General features: G+C 46.3%; 15 protein-coding genes and 1 riboswitch. Of the genes, 1 reads left to right on the forward strand and 14 read right to left on the reverse strand.

The features are described from left to right. Positions 1-57 precede the first annotated feature (57 nt). From T500_RS0100315 to T500_RS0100345, 7 genes are all read right to left on the reverse strand, one after another. Positions 58-1,464 carry an aldo/keto reductase gene (locus T500_RS0100315; RefSeq protein ID WP_028906449.1) on the reverse strand — a complete coding sequence of 469 codons (1,407 nt, stop codon included), beginning with the start codon at positions 1,462-1,464 and terminating at the stop codon, positions 58-60. Positions 1,465-1,476: 12 nt separating this feature from the next. Beyond that, a complete protein-coding gene (locus T500_RS0100320; RefSeq protein WP_028906450.1) occupies positions 1,477-2,961 on the reverse strand; it encodes a 4Fe-4S binding protein in 1,485 nt (494 codons plus the stop codon). Positions 2,962-2,986: 25 nt separating this feature from the next. Then, positions 2,987-3,715: a twin-arginine translocase subunit TatC gene (tatC, locus tag T500_RS0100325; protein ID WP_230580806.1), complete on the reverse strand. Its 729-nt coding sequence runs from the start codon at positions 3,713-3,715 to the stop codon at positions 2,987-2,989. Between the two features lie 10 nt (positions 3,716-3,725). Then, on the reverse strand, positions 3,726-3,911 hold the full coding sequence (locus tag T500_RS0100330) for a twin-arginine translocase TatA/TatE family subunit (RefSeq protein ID WP_028906452.1): 186 nt from the start codon (positions 3,909-3,911) through the stop codon (positions 3,726-3,728). An 82-nt stretch (positions 3,912-3,993) separates the two neighbouring features. Further along, complete coding sequence (locus T500_RS0100335; protein WP_028906453.1) at positions 3,994-4,878, reverse strand: ComEA family DNA-binding protein; 885 nt, start codon at positions 4,876-4,878, stop codon at positions 3,994-3,996. Then, positions 4,875-6,227: a sodium-dependent transporter gene (locus T500_RS0100340; protein ID WP_028906454.1), complete on the reverse strand. Its 1,353-nt coding sequence runs from the start codon at positions 6,225-6,227 to the stop codon at positions 4,875-4,877. Before T500_RS0100340 ends, T500_RS0100335 begins: the two co-directional genes overlap by 4 nt. Next, on the reverse strand, positions 6,228-7,592 hold the full coding sequence (locus T500_RS0100345) for a sodium-dependent transporter (RefSeq protein WP_028906455.1): 1,365 nt from the start codon (positions 7,590-7,592) through the stop codon (positions 6,228-6,230). It lies immediately after the preceding gene. 130 nt (positions 7,593-7,722) lie between these two features. Between T500_RS0100345 and T500_RS0100350 the strand changes: the two genes are divergently transcribed. Further along, the gene (locus T500_RS0100350) at positions 7,723-8,061 is read left to right on the forward strand and encodes a VanZ family protein (RefSeq protein WP_230580807.1); all 339 of its coding nucleotides are present in this window, start codon (positions 7,723-7,725) and stop codon (positions 8,059-8,061) included. Here the strand turns inward: T500_RS0100350 and T500_RS0100355 are convergent. The 7 genes from T500_RS0100355 to T500_RS0100390 form a co-directional block, all read right to left on the reverse strand. Further along, positions 8,033-8,521 (reverse strand): CYTH domain-containing protein, encoded by a 489-nt coding sequence (locus T500_RS0100355; RefSeq protein ID WP_028906457.1) that lies wholly within the window; start codon positions 8,519-8,521, stop codon positions 8,033-8,035. The two genes, T500_RS0100350 and T500_RS0100355, sit on opposite strands and share 29 nt — an antisense overlap. Next, entirely contained in the window at positions 8,522-8,680 is a 159-nt protein-coding gene (locus tag T500_RS17110; RefSeq protein WP_013064297.1) for a hypothetical protein, read from the reverse strand. It abuts the gene before it with no gap. A 28-nt stretch (positions 8,681-8,708) separates the two neighbouring features. Continuing rightward, a complete protein-coding gene (gene prfB / locus T500_RS0100365; RefSeq protein WP_013063646.1) occupies positions 8,709-9,833 on the reverse strand; it encodes a peptide chain release factor 2 in 1,125 nt (374 codons plus the stop codon). Between the two features lie 5 nt (positions 9,834-9,838). Then, positions 9,839-11,647: an AMP-dependent synthetase/ligase gene (locus T500_RS0100370; RefSeq protein WP_028906459.1), complete on the reverse strand. Its 1,809-nt coding sequence runs from the start codon at positions 11,645-11,647 to the stop codon at positions 9,839-9,841. Between the two features lie 79 nt (positions 11,648-11,726). After that, positions 11,727-12,311, reverse strand: a complete 585-nt coding sequence (gene pnuC, locus T500_RS0100375) for a nicotinamide riboside transporter PnuC (protein ID WP_028906460.1) — start codon at positions 12,309-12,311, stop codon at positions 11,727-11,729. Beyond that, positions 12,311-14,662 carry a TonB-dependent receptor gene (locus T500_RS0100380; RefSeq protein ID WP_028906461.1) on the reverse strand — a complete coding sequence of 784 codons (2,352 nt, stop codon included), beginning with the start codon at positions 14,660-14,662 and terminating at the stop codon, positions 12,311-12,313. The genes pnuC and T500_RS0100380 overlap by 1 nt, the downstream gene beginning before the upstream one ends. Before the next feature lie 38 nt (positions 14,663-14,700). Then, positions 14,701-14,796, reverse strand: a riboswitch (TPP riboswitch). 160 nt (positions 14,797-14,956) lie between these two features. After that, a complete protein-coding gene (locus tag T500_RS0100390) occupies positions 14,957-16,693 on the reverse strand; it encodes a Na/Pi cotransporter family protein (RefSeq protein ID WP_028906463.1) in 1,737 nt (578 codons plus the stop codon). Positions 16,694-16,767: the final 74 nt, after the last annotated feature.

Genomic DNA, 16,767 nt, shown 5'->3' on the forward strand with positions numbered 1-16,767 from the left:
TTATTTCGGGTGCAAAGGTACTGCAAATTAGGCAATTAACCAAATTTTCTACACTTTTTATACTTCTGGGCCCTCTGGGTTGCGCTTCAAGCTCTCAATCATTTCATCAATCTTTGCCAGTTCGCGTGGAATGCGAATGCTTTGTGGACAATGAGGCTCACACTGGCCGCACTGGATGCAATGATCGGGCTGACGATCGCGAGGAACTACCCTATCCAGCGAAATGAGATACTGGCGACGATGCTTGCGATACTCAGCATCGCCCACACCCATAGGCAGCGAACCTTCGTTCTTACACTTGTTGTAGTGTACAAAGATGGCTGGAATATCCACACCGTAAGGACAAGGCATGCAGTACTTACAATCGTTGCAAGGAATGTTTTCTAGACCTACAATCTTCTGGGCGATATCCTTGTCAAGGAATCGCATCTCCTCTTCGGTAAGCGGTTTCAGCGGACAGTACGAGAGCAGGTTATCCTTCAGGTGCTCCATATAAGTCATACCGCTTAATACGGTAAGTACCCCCTCGTTTGTACCTGCATAGCGGAAAGCCCATGATGCCACACTGCGTTCTGGGTCGCGACTCTTCAACTCTGTCATCAGATACTGTGGCAGGTTGGCCAATCGGCCTCCTAACAGCGGCTCCATAATAACTGCTGGAATGCCTTTCTTCTGCAGTTCGGTATAAAGGTAGCTGGCATCTACGTTGCTTTTACTAATCTCGTTGGCATAATCCCAATCCAGATAGTTCAGCTCAATCTGTACAAAGTCCCAATGGTACTTCTCGTCGAGAGCCAACACCTCGTCGAACACTTCCTGCTTACCGTGGAACGAGAATCCCAGGTTACGAATGCGGCCGGCCTCGCGTTCCTTCAGCAGATAGCCCATAATGCCATTATCCACATAGCGTCCGTTAAACTCCTCCATGCTGCCACCTACGGCATGCAGCAGGTAGTAGTCGATGTAATCAACTTGCAGCTCCTTCATAGAGTTGTGGTACATCTCCTTCGATTTCTCGAATGACCAGTAGTCGTGGTTGAAGTTAGAGAGTTTGGTGGCCACAAAGTACTCGCTACGTTTGTGGCGGCTCAGGGCGATACCTGTGCAGCGCTCCGACTTTCCCTGACAATATACAGGTGATGTATCGATGTAGTTCAGGCCATGTGCCAAGGCATAATCGATTTGCTTGTTAATCATGTCCTGATCAAACTCATCGCTGTTATCCACCTTAGATGGCAGGCGCATCATACCATAGCCCAGAATAGAAACCTTGTCCTTATTCTTTGGGTTAACGCGATAGGTCATCTGACCAACAGGTGGTTCAACCTGGTTTCTATATTCTTGTTTTGCCTGACTACCAGCCTTATTGCCACTTTTGCATCCTGCAAGACTAGCGGCTGTAGCTACTGATCCTGCTCCAAAGAGCTTAAGGAACGCACGGCGTGTTATATTCTTCTTTTCCATAAATTATCCTCCTTAAATCTTCTTGTGAACTTCGTGTCCCTCAACATAGATAGCTGAGAATGGACGAGCCGGACAAACATACTCGCAGGCACCGCAGCCAATACAAGCAGCCTCGTTGATTGCAGGAACCATTGGTGATTCCTCATCGTTCTCATCGAGTGGAACCATTTCGATAGCACCCGAAGGACAGTGGCGGGCACAGTTGCCACACTCTACCCCATCGGTAATGGGTACGCAGTTCTTCTTAATCCAAACGGCATGACCAATCTGAATGGCTGTTTTCTCCTCCTTATCAACCTTCTGGATGGCACCTGCAGGACAAACTTCAGAGCAACGCGTACACTCTGGGCGACAATAGCCGTGCTCGTACGACATGGTGGGCTGCATCAGGTGCATTAAATCGCTACTAGGACGCAACACCTGGTTAGGGCACTCTGAAACACAAAGCTGGCAGCCTGTGCATCGTGTGGCCAGATTCTGGAACGAAAGCGAACCTGGAGGTGTTAGCGGTGTCTGGCGCTCAGGAGCTACTTTATCTTCCAGTTCTGCCAGTCCGCCATCCATCAGCTTCTCTTTCTTTTTCTGAGCCAGAGCGGCTGTAGATACCAAGGCAGTAGCCAACAGGAACGAGCGCTTTGAGGTATCGATGGGGTTGGCATCGGTAGCTTTATTTGTCTTTTTTGACGGGCCGGCAGCTGTGTACTTCAGCGCACCAAACTTACAACTATCGATACAGTTACCACAAACCACGCAGCGGGTATAGTCGATACTATGTGTCTTAAAATCGATACAAGCTGCTTTACAGTTCTTTGAACAGAGTGAGCAGTTCTTGCACTTATCTTCGTCGAATCGGATTTTAAGCCATGAGAAACGGGCAAAGAACGACAGGATGGTACCTACTGGGCAGATAGTGTTACAATAGGTACGTCCGCCTCGCCAAGCCAAGATGAATATTACTACCAGGGTAACAGCAGCAATCACGAATACAGGCATTGAGCGCATCCATGTGTCAACGCTGTAGAAAGCGTAACTGTCGGCGCGCTCAGCCAGTTCGGCAAGGATGTTGTTGCTCATCTTCCAAACAGGCTGGAATATCATGTTGGCAATACGTCCGTAGCTGCTATAAGGAGCTAACAACTGGAATATAGAGCCGATGCCAGCTACACCTGCAATGATAAACACCACAAGTACTGGATAACGCAACCAGCGAACCTCTTTCGAATAGCTGTATTTATTCTTTTTCCTGTTCAGTCGGGCCAGTATGTCCTGAAATACGCCCATAGGACAGATGATGGAGCAGTAAGTGCGACCACAAATAAGTGTAATAAGCAAAAATGCTGCTACCACTACCACATTTAGCGCCATCACGGCAGGCAAGAACTGAATCTTTGCACACCATGAAAGCCAATGGTGTAATGTTCCTGTAAAGTCGAGGAACAGCAGGGTGATCAGTACAAACATCACCGCTGCAAGGATGGTTCTGATTTTACGAAGCATAAGTCTATTATATAAGTATTTGTTTTTATTCAGTTATTTTTACTATCACAATGCTCAGTTCGTAGAGCAGCCAGATGGGCAATGCTACTACCATGAGCGTAAAGGCATCAGTAGTTGGGGTGATTATCGCTGCTACAACCAGTATCGCTACTACTGCATGCCGGCGTATGCTTTGCATTATCGCTGCGTTGATCAGGCCCATCTTGCCTAACAGCCAACTTACAACAGGCAGCTCGAATACAATGCCCATTACCAGGTTCATCATTAGCAACGTATCCATGTACGACTGCAATGTGAGCATATTTGCCACATCGGGACTAACCTGATAAGTGCCAAGGAACTTGACGGTAAGTGGGAATATCAGCAGATAGTTGAGCGCTGTACCCAGCATAAACATCAGGTAGCCGCTTAAGCAGAGCAGAGTGGCATATTTCCTTTCGTTGTCATAGAGCGCTGGTGAAACAAAGCGGAAGAGTTGGTAGATGATATAAGGCGAAGCCACCAGAACGCCTGCATAGAAGGCTGTTTTAAGGTGAACCATGAATTGCTCTGTGAGGCCGATGTTCATCAGATGAACACAGAATGGTTCTACGCCCAATAGTTGGTAGGTGATGAAATCGCTGGAGCGTGGTGCCAGTACGATGGCAAAGAGTTCATCCTTTAAGCAGAAGGCAACTGAAGCTCCAATGACTGTTACCACCATCACTCTGACTATCACTCCACGCAGTTCGTCGAGATGATCCCAGAACGTCATTGTGGAGGTATCACGCATCCTTCTTCTCGTCCTTTTCTACCTCTTCTTTCAAGTCTGTAACCTCGTTCATTCCCTCCTTGAAGCTCTTTACGCCCTTACCCAAGCCACGCATCAGTTCGGGAATCTTCTTGCCGCCAAAGAGCAGCAATACTATCAGTGCAATAACCAGTATCTCCTGGAATCCTAATCCAAACATCTTTCAAAAGTTTTTTAGTTTATTTTGCAAATATACAACTTTTCCATGAATCAGCTATCATTCGCTATGATTTATTAACATATCAGTACGCAACATAGGGCGTAAGACGCTTAATAGCTTCAGGCGTAAAGTCTTTAATGAGTCGTAATTCGTTTAATGATTTGATGGTGCCATGCAGGCGTCGATAATCGGTGATGGCCTTAGCCATATAAAAGTTGATGTATGGATGGCGTCTTAGTTCGTTGAGCGATAGTTGGTTGATGTTCAGTTTCTTAGGTGTAGGATTGTTTATCACCAGATATTGTTTGGCTTCTGTCGGGAAATTGTCGATTTCATCGAGTTGTTCTACGCTTACGTAACCTCCTAGCCTATTGCCGTATTGTATAATGCGGCGAGCGTAGTAAGGGCCGATACCAGGAATGGTTGTCAGCGCTGTGCTATCAGCAGTATTCAGCACAATATGTTCTGTTGCTTTTATCTTCATGGGACGCTGATAGACAACTACTGTATCCTTGGTTGTTTTCGGACTATAGTTGGCCCTCTCCTTAACCAGCGTAGATGCTGGCAGGTAATCGCTGGAGATACGGATGTAAGGCTCCAGTTCGCGATATTGCTTAACGGTTAGCCCATAAAGCTTGGCAAAATCAATAGGCTGGCGATAAATGCCCCCAGCAGCGCGATATTTATAGATGTTACGTACCTGCCAAGGTTGCAAGCCCAAACGCAGCAGTTGGGTGCTATCAGCCGTATTAGGATCGAAAGTAAATCGCTCTACCTTCTTTGGGCTGCTGGCATAGTAATAGTTTTTGCGGGCTGCTGAACGGGGCGGATTCTTTTGTGTGGTGGCTGTCGATGTATCATTTCCACCAGTCAGACATATCATGGTGAATACTGATACGATGACAACCAATAGCGAAAGTATGACTTTACGGTCGGACTTTTGCAGATAAAAGAATTCGCGTATCATATGATGTTGAACTGATGCAGGAATATTAATAGGATACAGAGAGGTACAATGAACTTTACTGAGAACAGATAGGCGCTAAAGAAGGTGGCCTTTAGTGAGCCATTGTTAGTAAACTCATTGAGTACCAGTTTGCGCTCAACAAACCATCCGATAAGTATGCTGGTAAAGAAGGCGCCAGTGGGAAGCATGATTTGTGCTGTAAGTGAGTCGCAGAAGTCCATCAGCGACATACCAAATACCTGTATCTGACTATACGCACCTACAGATAGTGAGCAGAATATAGCTATCAAACCACAAACGGTAGTCAGTATCCATGCTGCCTTGTTTCTTGGCAGATGCAGCTCTTCGTGGAAGAATGCTGTTCCAATCTCGTGCATGGAGATGGTTGATGTCAAGGCAGCAAACACCAGCAAGGCATAGAACAGAATGGCGATTACGAATCCAACGATAGGCATGCCTATAAAAGCCTGACGGAACACATTGGGCAATGTGATGAAAATGAGCGATGGACCGCTATCTGGCTGTACACCAACCGAGAAGGCGGCAGGGAATATCATCAAGCCTGCTAAGATGGCTATCATCGAGTCGAGTAAGGCTATCTGAGTGGCAGATTTAACAAGGTTGGTATCTTTCTTAAAGTACGAAGCATAAGTACACAAGCAAGCTGTGCCCAAGCTTAACGAGAAGAAGGCCTGACCTAAAGCCTCGAGGAATACATTGCTGCTTACCTTCGAGAAATCAGGTTTCAGCAGGAATTCTATACCTTTCGAAGCGCCCGGAAGCAGGCACGACGCAATAACAATGATAACCAGCAGTATGAGCAAAAGCGGCATGAGCAGCTTAGATGCTCGTTCTATTCCTTCGTTGACGCCTTTTGCCACCACATAGTGAGTAATCAATATAAAGCCAACGCCCCACAAGCAAGGGCGGATAGGGTCGCTCGAGAAGTTTTTAAAGTATTCGATGATATAGCTGGTATCGCCAATCAGTTTACCAGTTATCGAGGCATACAGGTATTGCAAGCACCAGCCAGCCACAACGGCATAGAAGCCGAGAATGATGGTGGATGTAAGAATACCCAAATAGCCAATATACTTGGCGCGCCTGAATCCTACGTTGCCATAAGCTCTGGCAGCATTGGTTTGTGAATAGCGACCTACTACAAATTCACTAATCATACCTGGTATGCCTAATATCAGCACACATCCCAGATAAATAAGTATGAATGCGGCACCGCCATTCTGACCCGTCATGAATGGGAAGCGCCATATGTTTCCTAATCCTACGGCCGATCCTGCTGTAGTTAGGATAATGGCCAGTTTGCTGCCAAATGTACCTCTGTTTTCCATTTACAATAGTCCGAATTGGTGAAGGAATATAAACAGTATGCAGATAGGGCACACATACTTTACAAGGAAGATGTAGCTATGAAACAGATGCTCATTGCGCAAGGTGCCCATATTGGTAAACTCATCGCGTACTACCTTGTGTGGCACATACCAGCCGATAAAGATACAGGTAAGGAAGCCTACGATAGGCAGGAACAACTGTCCAGTTACAAAGTCGAATAGGTCGAAGATAGTCATGTCGAACAATTTAAAGTTCTGCCAAGGACCGAGCGACAGTGAGCAGACGGTACCAACTAGAATGCTGCCGATGGTTACGAACATAGCCGCACGTTTGCGGGTGGTACCAAGCTCTTCCTCAAGGAATGCTGTGCTTACCTCGTGCAGCGACATGAGCGATGTAAGTGCTGCCATCGAGAGTAAGGTATAAAACAGTACTGAAATAATGTATCCTAAGCTTGCAATATTGCCAAATGCCTGGTGGAATACGTTTGGTAGCGTGATAAATATGAGCGATGGACCACTATCGGGATTAACTCCAACAGAAAATGCTGCGGGGAAAATAATCAGTCCGGCCAACAAGGCTACCATGAAATCGATGACGCTGATGTTAACTGCCGAAGCTGTGAGATTGGTTTGCTTAGAATAGTAGCTGGCATAGGTGCAGATACATCCCATAGCAATGCTCAACGAATAGAACGATTGGCCTAAGGCTGCCAGGAACACATCGCTGTTTAGTTTCGAAATATCTGGCTTAAATAAGAACTCGATACCCTTTTCGGCATTTGGCAGCATGCATGATGCTACAACAATGATGAGCAGCAGGATGAACAATATGGGCATCATAAGTTTTGATGCCTTCTCGATACCGTTGCGTACGCCATTCTCAATAATAATATAGGTGGCCAACAGAATGATAAACGTCCAGAATACAGGCTTGATAGGATCCTGAGAGAACGTGACGAAGTACGATTGGATATAGTCGGGATTGCCTAACAGTTTACCTGAAAGCGAGGCCCATACGTACTCGAGGCACCATCCGGATACCACAGCATAATAGCCTGAGATAAGAAAACCTGTAAGCACTCCCATATAGCCAATGAGCGACCAGATGGTGTCGCCTGACATGATGCGGAATGCGCGAGCTGTGTTGGCCTGTCCATGTCGACCAATAATGAACTCGCTGATCATACAGGGAATGCCCAGTAACAGGATACAGAATACATAGATAATAATGAAAATGGCGCCACCATTCTGTCCTGTCATATACGGAAAGCGCCATATGTTGCCTAAGCCAACAGCAGAACCTGCTGTGGCCAGAATAACACCTAATTTACTACCAAAACTTGCCCTTTCAAGTTGTGACATATACACTTTTCTTTTAATTTGATTGCAAAAGTATAAATAATTTCTTAATTTTGCACCTAAATTGCAAGTAAATATGAGTTTTTTGTTTCATTTCTTAAGAAAGTACCCTTTTTCAATGGTCTGTATCGCAATGATATGGATTCTTTCATTGGTTCCCTTTTTTCCAGAGACGCCACTCGACAATGTGGAGTTTGCCGATAAATGGGTGCATATTCTGATGTATGGCTGTACATTTATCGTTGTATGGATAGAGTATACCTGCAAGCATAAGCAGGCAGATTACGAGAAGCTGTTCTTTTGGGCTTGGCTGGCTCCAATCGTTATGAGTGGTGTGTTGGAGCTGTTACAAGAATACTGTACGTTTGGGCATCGCAGTGGCGATTGGCTGGATTTGGCGGCTAATGCTACTGGCGTTAGTTCGGCAGTTGTAATTGGAGCATTTATTTGGTGTTTTCGTCCCAAGAAGTAAAGGGCTTTTTAAGCAGACAAGAATTGTAGTATCTGCGATCGCCTGTTACTTCTTCGCCGATGAAATCAGGCTTTTCAAAGGTTTCGTTTTCAGAACCAAGTTCTACCTCGGCCATCACTAAGCCTTCGTTCTCGCCATAGAACTCGTCTACCTCGAAGGTATGCTTACCGCAAGGCACAAGATAACGTGTCTTGTCTATCTTGCCAGGTTCGCAGATGTCCATTAGATGCTGGGCTTCGTCGAGCGAAATCTCCTTTTCGAATTCATAGCGTGCAAGACCATCGTTGTTCGAAGGACCTTTAATAGTTAAATATCCGCGGCTATCACGGATACGTACCCTGACGGTACGCCCGCGATCGCTGCAGATATAACCTTGACAAATGCGACTGCTACTGGTAGCCTGTCGCTTGTAGTCGTTGTTTTTTACAAGAAATTTGCGTTCTATTTCCAGTCCGCTCATTTACGATACAATGAAAATAGAGTAAACTACAAACAGTACTGCAAGAATAAGTAATGCGCCGAAGATGTACTCCAGCACTTTCTTGCCACCTTCTTCTTGTTTCTTCTGATAAGCCTCCTTCTTCTGGGTAGACTTTGATGATTTTGCAATTTGAGCCATAGTTTTAATGATTTTTATTTGTTATTCGTTATTGTTCGTCGTCATTAACGGGGAATTCCATCAGGTAGGCCTTGATGAAATCATCGATCTTTCCGTCCATCACACCATCCACATCGGTAGTCTGATAGTTGGTACGATGGTCTTTTACGCGGCGGTCGTCGAACACGTAGCTACGTATCTGACTACCCCACTCTATCTTCTTCTTGCCAGCCTCGATCTTAGCCTGAGCCTCCAAGCGCTTCTTCATGGCGCGATCGTAGAGTTGCGACTTAAGCAGCGTCATAGCGCGCTCCTTGTTCTTTGGCTGGTCGCGGGTTTCTGTATTTTCGATGAGGATTTCTTCTTCCTCGCCTGTATCAGGATCGGTATACCAATAGCGCAAGCGTACACCTGATTCTACCTTGTTTACGTTCTGACCACCAGCACCACTACTGCGGAAAGTATCCCAAGAGAGCTTGGCAGGATCGACATAGACCTCGATGGTATCATCAACCAGAGGTGATACGAATACAGATGCAAACGATGTCATACGTTTACCCTGAGCGTTGAATGGCGATACACGTACCAAGCGGTGAACGCCGTTCTCGCTCTTCAGATAGCCGTAAGCATAATCGCCACCTTCGAGCTGCATGGTAACACTCTTAATACCAGCTTCATCACCGTCAAGCAGGTTCGAGATGGTTACCTTATAACCGTGAGCCTCGGCCCAGCGCATATACATTCGCATCAACATCGAAGCCCAGTCCTGAGCCTCAGTACCACCAGCGCCGCTGTTAATCTTAAGCACAGCTTCCATGGGGTCTTCTTTCTGGCGGAGCATATTCTTAAGCTCCAGATCCTCGATGGCCTTTATGGCTTTTGCATAGGTATCTTCCACCTCCTCTTCAGTCACCATCTCGTCCTTGAAGAAGTCGAAGGCCAATTGCAGCTCATCGGCCAAGGTGCGAACCTCTTTATAGCCATCCAGCCATTTCTTAATGCCTTTCACCTTCTTCATCTGCTCTTCGGCACGCTTGCGGTCCTCCCAGAAGTCAGGAGCTTGCGTACGAAGATCTTCCTCCTCGTATTCTATCTTTTTCTTGTCTATTTCCAGATAGCGATGCAGCGCATCGGCTCTCTCTAAAACGTCTTTCAGCTGATCCTGAGTAATCATATATCTTATTCTGCGTACATCGCGTCTATCTCCTTCTTGTAGTTCTCGTTCAGTACGCGACGCTTGATTTTTAATGTATTTGTGAGTTCGCCCTTCTCCATGGTGAAATGGTTAGGCAGCATTGTGAATCGCTTAATCTGCTCGTAGTGAGCCAGCGACTGCTGCAGCGTATCAATACGCTCCTTCATCATCTGGTTAATCTGTGGGTCCTTGCAAAGTTGCTCTCTGTTCTCGAATGGAATCTTATGCTCGCGGGCATATTCCTCCAACAGGGCATATACAGGGATAATCAGAGCCGAAACAAACTTACGCTGGTCGGCAATGATAGCAATCTGATCGATATACTTATCAACCAACAGCTTAGATTCAATCATCTGTGGGGCAATATACTTTCCGTTCGAAGTCTTGAAGAGGTCCTTAATACGCTCTTTCAGGAACAGCTCGCCATCCTTCAGATAACCTGAGTCGCCTGTCTTAAAGTAACCATCCTCGGTAAAGGCGGTCTTGGTAAGATCCTCGCGGTTGTAATAGCCTCGGGTGATAGTTGGGCCTTTCAGCAGTACCTCGCCCTCTTCGCTGATCTTGATATCGATACCCTCGATGGGGATACCAACACCACCAACGGTGTAAGGCTTGCCAAGGTGATTGCAGCTAACGGTGGCCAGACTCTCAGTCAAACCGTAGCCTACAATCATGTTAATGCCGATAGAGTGAACAAACTCCTCTACCTTAGGATTGACGGTAGCGCCTGCTGTTGGGAAGAAATGGGCATTCTCTAAGCCCAGCTCCTTACGTACCAGCGAGAATACGGTTTTATTCAGGAACTCGTACTCCATATGCAGGAGCAATGGTGGACGCTTGCCTTTAGAAACGTAGTCGATGTTGTGTTTCTTGCCTACAGCTTCAGCGTGGCGGAACAGTTTGCGCTTGGCCATACCCGATTTCTCAATCTGCTCCTGAACACCCATATATACCTTCTCCCAGAAACGTGGAACGGAACTCATACAGGTGGGGTGTGTCTCCTTCATCGACTGCTGAACCTCTTGTGGATAAGTGTTTACAATGAGTGTAGCGCCCTCGGTAAGGCACAGAATCTTCCAACCCTTCTCAAAGATATGGGTGAATGGCAGGAAGTTAAGTACTCTGTCGTTCTCGCCTACGGGTACACACTTGTCATTGGCAATCATAGCGGCATTATACTGACCGCAGGTAAGGATAACACCCTTAGAATCGCCAGTTGTTCCGCTGGTATAAAGGATGTTGGCAATATCGTCCATCGAAGCCTGAGCCTGAAGCGACTCAACTTCGGTCTGACGGGGATAGTTCTCGCCCAACTTCAGGAAATCATCGAAATACATCGAGCTGAGGTCGAGTGACGAGATATGTACGTTCTTATCGAATACAATGATACGCTCGAGTGTAGGACAGGTGGCGAAAATCCGACGTGCTTTGTCGTACTGCTCCTGTTCGCCTACAAAGAGGAATCTGATTTTAGCATCGCTAATCATGAACTGGATTTGCTGCTCTGAGCTGGTGGCATAGAATGGGATAGTTACGGCACGAACTCCCCATGCACCAAAGTCGCAGAACAGATACTGTACAGAGTTCTGAGAGAATATTCCCAGATTTTCCTGTACCTTTACACCCAGATTGAGTAAGGCATTAGATACTTTCTTGACCATATCCGAGAACTGATTCCACGAATATGATTTCCACTCTGACCCGCCAAAGTCCTTGTAGATCAAAACCTCACGGTCGCCATACTTCTTGGCCTGGTCATGAATTAATCGCGATAAATGACTTTTCGTCTGCATAAGCATTTGAATATGTTATAATTCGCTGCAAAAGTACGAAAAACGTGGCAGATAGCCAAATTATATTGCAAAAAACCGCTCAAATAGGGCGATTATCTGTCATTCGTTTCCATTTTTTGTAGCCAAAAATGGCAATAACCACATAAAGTGCATAAAGACAAGCCTTGAAAGGAATGTCCTTATAGAAGTAAAGAACACAGGTTACAACATCGACAGCAATCCAGATAAACCACTGTTCCAGGTATTTATGAGCCAAGGCCCAGATACCTACAATGCTGAGGGCTGTTGTAAAGCTGTCGGCGGCTGGTACGTTACTGTTGGTAAAGGTAATTAGCAGCCAATAAATAATGCCCCAGATGGCCAAAATTACAGCCAGCCAGGGAATAATCAGTCGGCGTGGGAATCGCGTGATAGGCAGCACTTTCTTCTCGGCCGAACCGTGCACCCATTTCCAATAGCCGTAAACGGTCATCGAAAGATAATAGAACTCCATGCCGCAATCGGCATAGAGTCCTTTTTGATAGTATAGCACAATGCCTAAGGCCTGCATCAGGAATCCTACAAACCAAAGCCATACGCTGGCGCGATACTCGAACAGGATATAGAGCAGTCCGAGTAATGTGGTAGTGATGTCGAGCCAGTGTGCTGAAATAAATTCTGTCATTAGAATCGGAGTGTTACGTTACCCATCATCGTAAAGCCTGCCATAGGAATGAATCCAATCTGATAGTAGCGGTTCTCGTTGGGATGACCGTATTCCTCAACAATGCTTGAGTATACCCAGCCATTGGCGGCATAGCGACGATTGAAGATGTTGTTGAAGTTCAATCCGAAGATGCACTCCTTGATGCCTTTATTGGGCTTCCAGGTGTAGCTGATGTTAGCGTCAGAGGCAGAATAACAAGGCAGCGAACGATCAGCATTCTCTGTGTTGTCAAGATATTGACGACTGACGAAGTTTGTGTGCCAAACAGCCTGCAAACCATTCCAATGCAGGTTTACAAAACCATTCAGGATGGTTGAGGGCGAGTAAGCAAGTGTAGAGTTGTCGTAGTGGATAGTGCGGAACGACTCTTCCCAGTTTACGCTGGCCACCTCGTCGAAGTCTTTGATTTTATTTTGGCTGAGTGAAGCATTACCCTCAATGCTGAGCCAAGAGGTAACATCTACCCCACCCTGGATTTCTACGCCCATACGGTATGAGTCTTTGATGTTTGTGGTAAGATCCTCGCCAATATCACTCTTCTCGCCAGTCTGTACAAACTGGTTGGTGTAGTCCATGTAATAAAGGTTTACACCAAAGCGGAAGATGTCGTTGTTAAAGGTGTAACCCAACTCGTAATCTAACAGGCTTTCGGCCTTAGGGAATGGCTTTGCACCATTATCTGTAAAGTTATTTCGTTCTGGTTCGCGGTGGCTAAGTGCTACCGATCCGTAAACGCGGTGATTGTTCAGATTCCAAGAGAAACCGGCCTTGGGATTCAGGAAACGATACTTCTGATCGATATCGAGGCGCTGGTTGTAATAGCTGCTACCCTCTTCGTAGAACTTATCGTTAATACCGTTACTTTCGTACTGTACGTAGCGATACTGCAGGTCGCCGAAGATATCCCATTGCTCGTTGATGTGGTAAGCAGCCTTTACAAAGGCACTACCGTCAAACTTGGTGGCATCAGAATCGTAGTATTTGTAGTCGCCATTAGACATGTACTTCTTTCGTACATCATCGTTGGCAATATAGGTAACATAACCAAAGTGATTGCCGTCGAACTCCTGAAGCGACATGCCGCCGATAACGTCCCACGAATCATTCTTATAGTTGGCGTTCCAGATAAAGCCATAAGTGTTCTGGCTCAGTCCTTTCTGACGCACAAAGTCGGTCTTTTTCACGCCACTATAGGTCATGCCAAACTTCTTCAGCTTGTTCTGAGGACGGAACTCGTTATAATAGCCGTAGCCGTAAGTATAGTGCAGCGAACCTGAAATACTCCAGTTGTCGTTGATGTCGTAAGCGGCTGAAAGGATGTTGTGGTTCTGCCAGAAGTTATCGGTGGTTTTGTTCCAATAGCTACCGTCGTTCAGCTGATAGCGCGCTGTGGGATAGTTGCCGTTGGCATCTTTTTCGTAGCCAGTCAGGTATTCGTACAGCGAGTTGTACTTGCCGAGACCGGCGTTCCACATGTCCTTATAGGTCTTGATGCCAGAATTGATACCGTAGGTGCCATCCATCAGGCTCATATCGTTGTCGCCTGCTGTTACGCCGTTCCAAGCCTGACCGGTTTTTTCAAAGTTACCGATGTTCTTATAGCGAATCTGGAACTTGTTGCCAATCCAGGTTAGTCCACCATAGTAAGAACCGCTGCGTCCGCTGGTTCCGTGAATAAATCCGTCAGTATTGGTTTCGTGGTAAGCACCATCAAAAATCAGATGGTTCCACAGCAAACCTGTTGAGAACTTTCCACCTACATTGAAGGTGTTAAACGAGCCATATGATACCGACACCTCTCCCCCAGCCTTCTGGTTTGGAATGGCTGAAGCGAGTGCTACAGTTCCGCCAAAGGCGCCATCGCCGTTGGTTGATGTGCCTACGCCGCGCTGAATCTGTACACTACCTAACAGTGAACCGTATGAGTTCATGTTGGCCCAGAAAACACACTGATCTTCAGGCGAATTCAAGGGAACGCCATCCAGCGTTACGTTGATGCGCGAATCACCAGCACCGCGAATGCGCATATAAGTAGTACCTGTGCCCAGTCCGTTCTCGCTCCAAGCCAGTACACCTGGGGTCTGCGAAAAGAGGAAAGGCAATTCTTTACCTGTGTTCGAGAAAGCGTTAAGTTCCTTTTTCTTGATGTTTGCTACTGCAAATGGTGCATTTTTCTGTGTCCTGACACCTTTTACTACAATTTCGTTCAGCGCTTCTACCTGTGTAGAATCGTAGAGGGCTGCTTTACGCTGTGCGTTTGCGCCTGCTGCACACACTAATGCAGCCATTCCTAAAACAAATCTTTTCATACTACAATAGTATCAATATTAATAATGTTAAGGGGGTGTTTGTTGTCTACTATCCATCCCTACGCTGGCATCATCCAGATCAGGTTAGAGGGTATCATCTCAGCCTACACTCGTAGGCACCCCTTGATAATTGACTGCAAAGGTAATGATATTTTCTATAATAGCCATACTTTTATGGCATATTTTTATGTTTTGCCAGTTGGAAAGGATGGTTTTCTTATAAAGAAACTGCCAGTTCCCGCCTGAGGAACTGACAGTTTCTGCCTTTGAAACCAATCGTTGTCGGATTGTTGCCTATCTAAGGCCCATTCTAGCCTCAACTACGTTAACTACATAGTCGCCAAGCTTCTCACACTCGTTAATCAGGTCCATATAAATGGTACCAACGGCGTAAGTGTACTCGCGGTTGTTAACATCGTTGATGTTCTGCGACTTGAGCTGGTCGCGGAAGTTATTGATTTCGTGCTCGATATTGAAAGTACGGTTTACATCGAACGACTCCTTGCGGCCCATCATCAGTCGATTCATCTGCGAGAGCGACTGATCGGTGAGTTCCATCATCTGATGGATGTGGTCGTACTGTTTCTCGTTAAAGTGATCCTGTTTGCCATTGTACTTTCTCGAAATGGTACGAGCCATATTGAAACAGGCATCGCCGATACTCTCTAACTCGCTGATTTCGCGCAACATAGCACGAATCTTAGCCTTTGAGTCGTCTGAAAGGTGAGCGTCACTCACGGAGTTAAGATAGTTGGCAATCTCAATCTCCATGTTATCGCTGATGCCTTCGTATTTCTCGATGCGGGTGTATAGTTTGTTAAACTCAGAGTCGCGATTATCCTTCTTATTGCTTGAGCTTGATGAGAGGGTGAGCAGTTCGCGAACCATATTGAACATACGCTGCATACGATCGGAGAATGATTGGATTTCCTTCTGTGCCTCAAGTACCGAAAGCTCTGGGGTTTTCATGAAGCCGGCAGTAATAAAGTGCAGGCGGAAATCCTCTTCCTCGTCAACCTTCTTAGGCTTGATAACCCAGCATACAAAGCGCTCGATCTGTGGGATAAACCAAATAAGAATAAAGGTGTTAGCCACGTTAAAGCAGGTATGAAAGGCTGCCAGCACAAAGCTCAGTTTGGCGGCGTTAGCTAAGAATACGCTTGTTGTAACGGCATCTTTAGTCATGTTTACATCGTAGCCCACCATGCCGCAAACGGCATCGATGAACGGACGGAATACAAACAGAATCCAAACCACACCGAACACGTTGAAGAACATGTGGGCGAGGGCAGCTCTACGGGCCTGAGTATTGGCCGATAGGGCAGCAAGGTTTGAGGTAATGGTGGTTCCGATATTCTCACCCATAACCAATGCGATACCCTGATAGATAGGCAGAGCGCCACTAGAACAGAGAATCATGGTGATGGCCATAACGGCTGCCGACGATTGTACGCAGAAGGTAAGTACGCCGCCTAAGAACAGGAATATCAGGGTAGTGAAGAACGAATCGGGATCGAACGACGCAAAGAAGTCGAGTAGAGCTTGGTTTTCGCCCAGATGCATCTCTGTGCCCGTGATTCTCAGCGTGCCCAGACCCATCAGCAGGAACGATAGTCCGAACAGGAAATCGCCGATATAGCGGTATCTCTTCTGATAAATCAGTATAATGCCCAGGAAGAATGCCGGATAAACAGCGCTGGTAATATCAAACGACATACCGGCCGACATAATCCAGGCGGTAAGGGTGGTTCCGATGTTGGCACCCATGATAACCGAAATTGCTTGTGCTAAGGTTAACAAGCCCGCGTTAACAAACGAAACAGTCATCACAGTGGTGGCTGTTGATGACTGTACTGAAGCTGTAACAAGCATACCTGTAAGCATGCCGGTAAAGCGATTGGTTGTCATCGCACCTAACACATGGCGTAATTGTGGACCCGCCATCTTCTGCAATGCCTCACTCATCGACTTCATACCGAACATCAACAGCGCAAGCGATCCCAGAAGTTTGAAAATAATCCAGATTGACATAAAAATCGTATCTATATTTAGTAATTCGGGGACAAAGATAAAAAAAAACTCTGAAATGTATGTTAAGATTTAAG

The organism is Xylanibacter ruminicola Ga6B6 (genome assembly GCF_000687715.1).
Taxonomy (GTDB): Bacteria; Bacteroidota; Bacteroidia; order Bacteroidales; family Bacteroidaceae; genus Prevotella; species Prevotella ruminicola_B.